3 protein-coding genes are annotated in these 4,390 nt (G+C 56.0%); 1 reads left to right on the plus strand and 2 read right to left on the minus strand.

From position 1 onward, the window contains the following. On the plus strand, window positions 1-225 hold a 225-nt coding region (locus JRI89_17570), incomplete at its 5' end, for a hypothetical protein (GenBank protein ID MBW2073041.1). A gap of 31 nt (window positions 226-256) precedes the next feature. Here JRI89_17570 and JRI89_17575 read toward each other — a convergent pair. Together JRI89_17575 and JRI89_17580 are read right to left on the minus strand one after the other, a co-directional pair. Beyond that, on the minus strand, window positions 257-2,161 hold the full coding sequence (locus JRI89_17575; GenBank protein ID MBW2073042.1) for an ATP-dependent DNA helicase: 1,905 nt from the start codon (window positions 2,159-2,161) through the stop codon (window positions 257-259). Between the two features lie 199 nt (window positions 2,162-2,360). Then, the coding region (locus JRI89_17580) for a PBP1A family penicillin-binding protein (GenBank protein MBW2073043.1) at window positions 2,361-4,390 on the minus strand (2,030 nt) is incomplete at its 5' end.

Genomic DNA, 4,390 nt, shown 5'->3' on the forward strand with positions numbered 1-4,390 from the left:
TTTCTGGTGAAGAGAAAATTGCGCCGCCGCCCTGCAGACCTTCGCCTGTGGATCACCCTGGGCCGGTTGTATGAGGTGAACGAATGCTGGGATCAGGCAATGGCCTGCCTCTATCGCGCCAGCCAGTTGGCACCCCACAATGAGCTTGTCAAAGACCTCATCTCTCACCTTGAAAAAAAGGCAGCCGCGCAGGGCAAGACTTTTTCGCAGCCAGGCCACTCGTGAAAGGCCTGCCAGCAAGCATCCCTTGCTTTTGCTAATTTTTCGCCAGAAAGCGGACAATGTCCTGCCGCTGGTGGGTGATCCTGCAGTCGGGCAAACTTCTGAGGAATATCCTGCCGTACGACCTGCTGAACAGGCGGCTGTCCAGGATGGCCATTATGCCTCTGTCAGTCCTTCTTCGGATGAGACGCCCGAGGCCCTGCCTCAGGGTGAGCACCGCACTCGGCACCTGATACTCCCAGAAAGCGTTTCCACCATTGGCATTAATTTTTTCGACTCTGGCAGCAACCAGAGGATCATCTGGAACTGCAAAGGGAAGTTTATCAATGATGACGCACTTCAGAGTCTCTCCCGGCATGTCCACCCCCTGCCAGAACGAAGCAGTGCCCAGAAGTACGGAACCTGTCTCCCGCCGAAATCTGCGCAGCAGAGCTGCCTTGGGCTGCTCCCCCTGCACCAGGAGTTGAAAGCGGTCGAGTGCTGCCAGGCGCGCCTGCACCTCCCTGAGATTGCGAAAGCTGGTAAAGAGAACAAAGGCGCTGCCGCCGCTTATGTCCAGCAGGGCTTCTATCTCCAGTGCCGCTGCAGCGATGAAATCCTTTGACTCTGGCAATGGCAAATGCTTCGGCAGGTAAAGCAGCGCCTGCTCGTCGTATGAGAAAGGAGTGTCGAGCACCAGCCCGGTGGTTTCGGGGGCCAGCCCCAGCCTGTCGCTGAAGTATCGCAACTGCTGAGCTACAGCCAGGGTGGCAGAAGTAAAAATATATGGCTTTTTTTGGCAAAAAAGGTGCTCCTCCAGAATGGGCGCCACCACGATGGGAGAAGCCCACAGGAAGGTACCCCGTGCCCTGCGTTCATACCAGTAGACGTGGTCCTTGTCCTTCTGCTCCATGACAAATGCCAGAGATTCGCCGAGCCTCAGACAGCGGTCGTGGCATGCCAGCAACCCTTCGCCAAGATTATGAATTTGAAACAATCTTGCTGCCAGCTCTTGCAATACGGAAGCAAGGTCCGACCACGACCGCCGCAGCTGGGGGCCGAGTGCTTCGCTGTTGATCCGCTGCCTGTTGGCAGCGGCTGGAAACAGCTGAAAAAAGTTAGCAGCCACTTCAGAGATGGCCTGCAATGATCTGCGAAGAGCAAGCCCTTTATGACCGATGGAGTTAAGCTCGAAAGCTATATCCCGCAATAGTTCTGCCAGGCGGTGGCTGCTCATCTGGCAGCTGAAATACTGTGCTGCTATTTCCTCCACCAGGTGGGCCTCGTCGAAAATCGTCACCTCACAACTGGGCAGTACCTGCCCATAGCCCCCTGCCCGCACAGCCAGATCTGCAAAAAATAAATGGTGATTTACTATCACCAGATCTGCTACCGCTGCTGCCTGCCGCAAGCGAGTCAGAAAACAGTCGCTGAAATATTCACATTTCTGTCCCAGACACTGCTCTGTACTGGCCGTCAGCTGCTCCCAGCCGGCAAACTCTTCTGGCAGCCAATCCAGTTCTGTTCGATCGCCTGTCTGGCTGCTCTGCACCCAGGAAACCAGCCTGTCGCAGCTCGAGCGCTCCACCTCAGGCAGCAGTTCGGGCTGCCGCAGCCAGCGGTGGAATCTATAGAGGCAGAGGTAGTTTTTTCGTCCCTTCACACATACTGCCCGGAGCTCACGCCCCAGAACTTTCGAAAGCAGGGGGATGTCTTTTTCCAGCAGCTGGTCCTGCAGGGTAATGGTACCGGTGGACACCACCGTCTTCCTGCCGCTGAGCACTGCTGGCGCCAGGTAGGCCAGCGTCTTGCCCGTACCGGTGCCAGCCTCGATTATCACCGTGCTGTTTTCTGCAATGGCAGCCTGTACTTCCCCCGCCATGCGTGCCTGCATGGGGCGGTACTCAAAGTCTGCCATCTGGCCGGCCAGCAATCCGTGCTTTCCAAAGATCGCTTCCATAACTCCTCAACCTTATGGCATAGCAGCGCATTAAAAACCTGGAGGGAACCGCTTCAGCGGCTTTGTGGCCGTGAGCTCAGGAAGACAGACTTTGCCAGGAGCTCCTCCAGCAGAGGAATGGCCCACATAGCGCCACAGCAGTCGCCAAGCACCCGGCAGGACGGTCCGTCGTCTTTGCAGTGTGCCAGAGTCATCCGTGTCAATGCGATTCTGCTTCCAGGTCGGCCTTGAAAAATTGATCGAAGGAGGGCGTGGTTTGCCTGCTGAATTTTGTTGGGGCAGTGCCCTGTTTGAAAGGTTCGAACACGGCATTTGGATCGCCGGCTTTGGCTAGAAGCCCGGTCTTGGCGTCGATTCTTGCAAAAACCACGTTTTCGGCAACAGGAAAATCCTTCACCGGCCGCCCTTTCAGAATAGTGCGAGTATAGTTTACCCAGATGGGCGAGGCTGCCGGCGAGGCTGCCCGAGAGCCAGTCTCGTATTTACCCAGTTTCCGCTCATCGTCGAAGCCCACCCAGACGCCGGTCACATAAGAGGGAGTAAAGCCTATATACCAGGCGTCCTGCTGGTTGTTGGTGGTTCCTGTTTTGCCGGCGGAGGGCCGCCCCAGAGCCCTGGCCCGCCAGCCAGTACCGTATTTTACCACCTCTTGGAGCAGATGAGTCATTATGCAGGCAGTGTCCGTGCCGAGCACCCGTTTCTTCTTCACCTTGTTTTCTTCCAGGACCTCGCCGTTGCGATCCAGGATTTTCGTGATGAAAACAGGCTCCACCAGCTCTCCCTGGTTGGCGAATACGGAATAGGCCTTGGTGAGTTCCAGCAGTGATATTCCCGAAGAGCCGAGAGCCAGGGACAGGTCACGGCTCAAGGGAGCAGATATCCCAAGACGCCTGGCATAGTCAATTGCATAGTCGATGCCGATATCCCGGAGAATCTTGATGGTCACCACGTTGCGAGATTTGATCAGTGCTGTGCGGAAAAGCGTGGGCCCGTAGAATTTTTCCTTGTAGTTCTTGGGCTTCCAGGTCCAGTCCATCTGTTCGTCACTGTATATAATGGGAGAGTCGATGATAATGGTGGCAGGAGTGTAGCCCTTGTCCAGAGCTGCTGCATAGATAATTGGCTTGAACGCCGATCCTGGTTGACGCCGCGACTGAATCGCCCGGTTGAATTGACTCTTGTCGAATTGATATCCCCCCACCATTGCCTTCACATGACCAGTGTCATTTTCCAGGCACAGCAAAGCTCCCTGCACTTCAGGTTCCTGCTCCAGGGCCAGCTTCCAGGTGCCGGAAGCCTCGTCCTGCTCCAGCAAACGTACCAGAATCACATCCCCCACCCTGAGAACTTTGCCTGGATCTCTAACCTTCACTGTGCCATAGGCGATTTCAGGATCCGGTTTTCTGGCCCAGGCCATTTCTTTCAGAGGCAGAATGCCCACACCCTCACTGAAGCGAACCTTCACCATCTTATCCGCCCGGGACACAGCCACCACCACTCCTTTGACAATGTCCTTCGCCCGGGGGGCACGATAGTCCTTGCTCGCCTTCAGGTCCTGAATGAAGGTCTCTATATCCTCCACCGCCAGGTGGGCCAGAGGGCCACGGTAGCCCTGCCGCTTGTCCAGCTGCCGCAAACCTTTTCTCAGGGCTTGCTGGGCAGCCTTCTGAAACTCGAGATTCACCGTGGTGTATACTTGCAGACCCTGCCGGTAGAGCATCTCGCGGCCATACTTTTTCTCCAGATACCGCCTGACATGCTCGGTAAAGTACGGCACTCCTCCCAGATTCCAGTTGGAGCGCTTCTTGATCTCTATGGGGGTGGCCATGGCCTCTGCTGCTTGCTCCGGGGTGATGTAGTCATTTTCCACCATGCGGTTCAAGACGTAGACCTGCCGCTCCCTTGCTCTTTCGGGGTGGCTGTAAGGCGAGTATCTGCTGGGGGCCTGGGGCAGACCAGCAAGCATAGCGCACTCGGCAAGATTCAGCTCGCTCACCTTCTTGGCGAAATAGTTTTCTGCCGCAGCTTCAACGCCATAGGCGCCATGTCCCAGATAGATCTGGTTGAGATAGAGGTAGAGAATTTCGTCCTTGGACAGATTCTTCTCGATTCTGTAGGCAAGAATTGCCTCCCTCAACTTGCGGGTAAGGCTGCGCTCGGGCGTCAGCAGCAAGGACTTGGTTACCTGTTGAGTGATTGTGCTGCCGCCCTGGACAATTGTACCTGCCT

It is taken from the genome of Deltaproteobacteria bacterium, from assembly GCA_019309045.1.
In the GTDB taxonomy this organism is placed as follows: domain Bacteria; phylum Desulfobacterota; class Syntrophobacteria; order BM002; family BM002; genus JAFDGZ01.

Coding starts and splice junctions, on each gene's coding strand:
- JRI89_17575 (MBW2073042.1), bottom strand. CDS start 2,161: ATGGAAGCGATCTTTGGAAAGCACGGATTGCTGGCCGGCCAGATGGCA.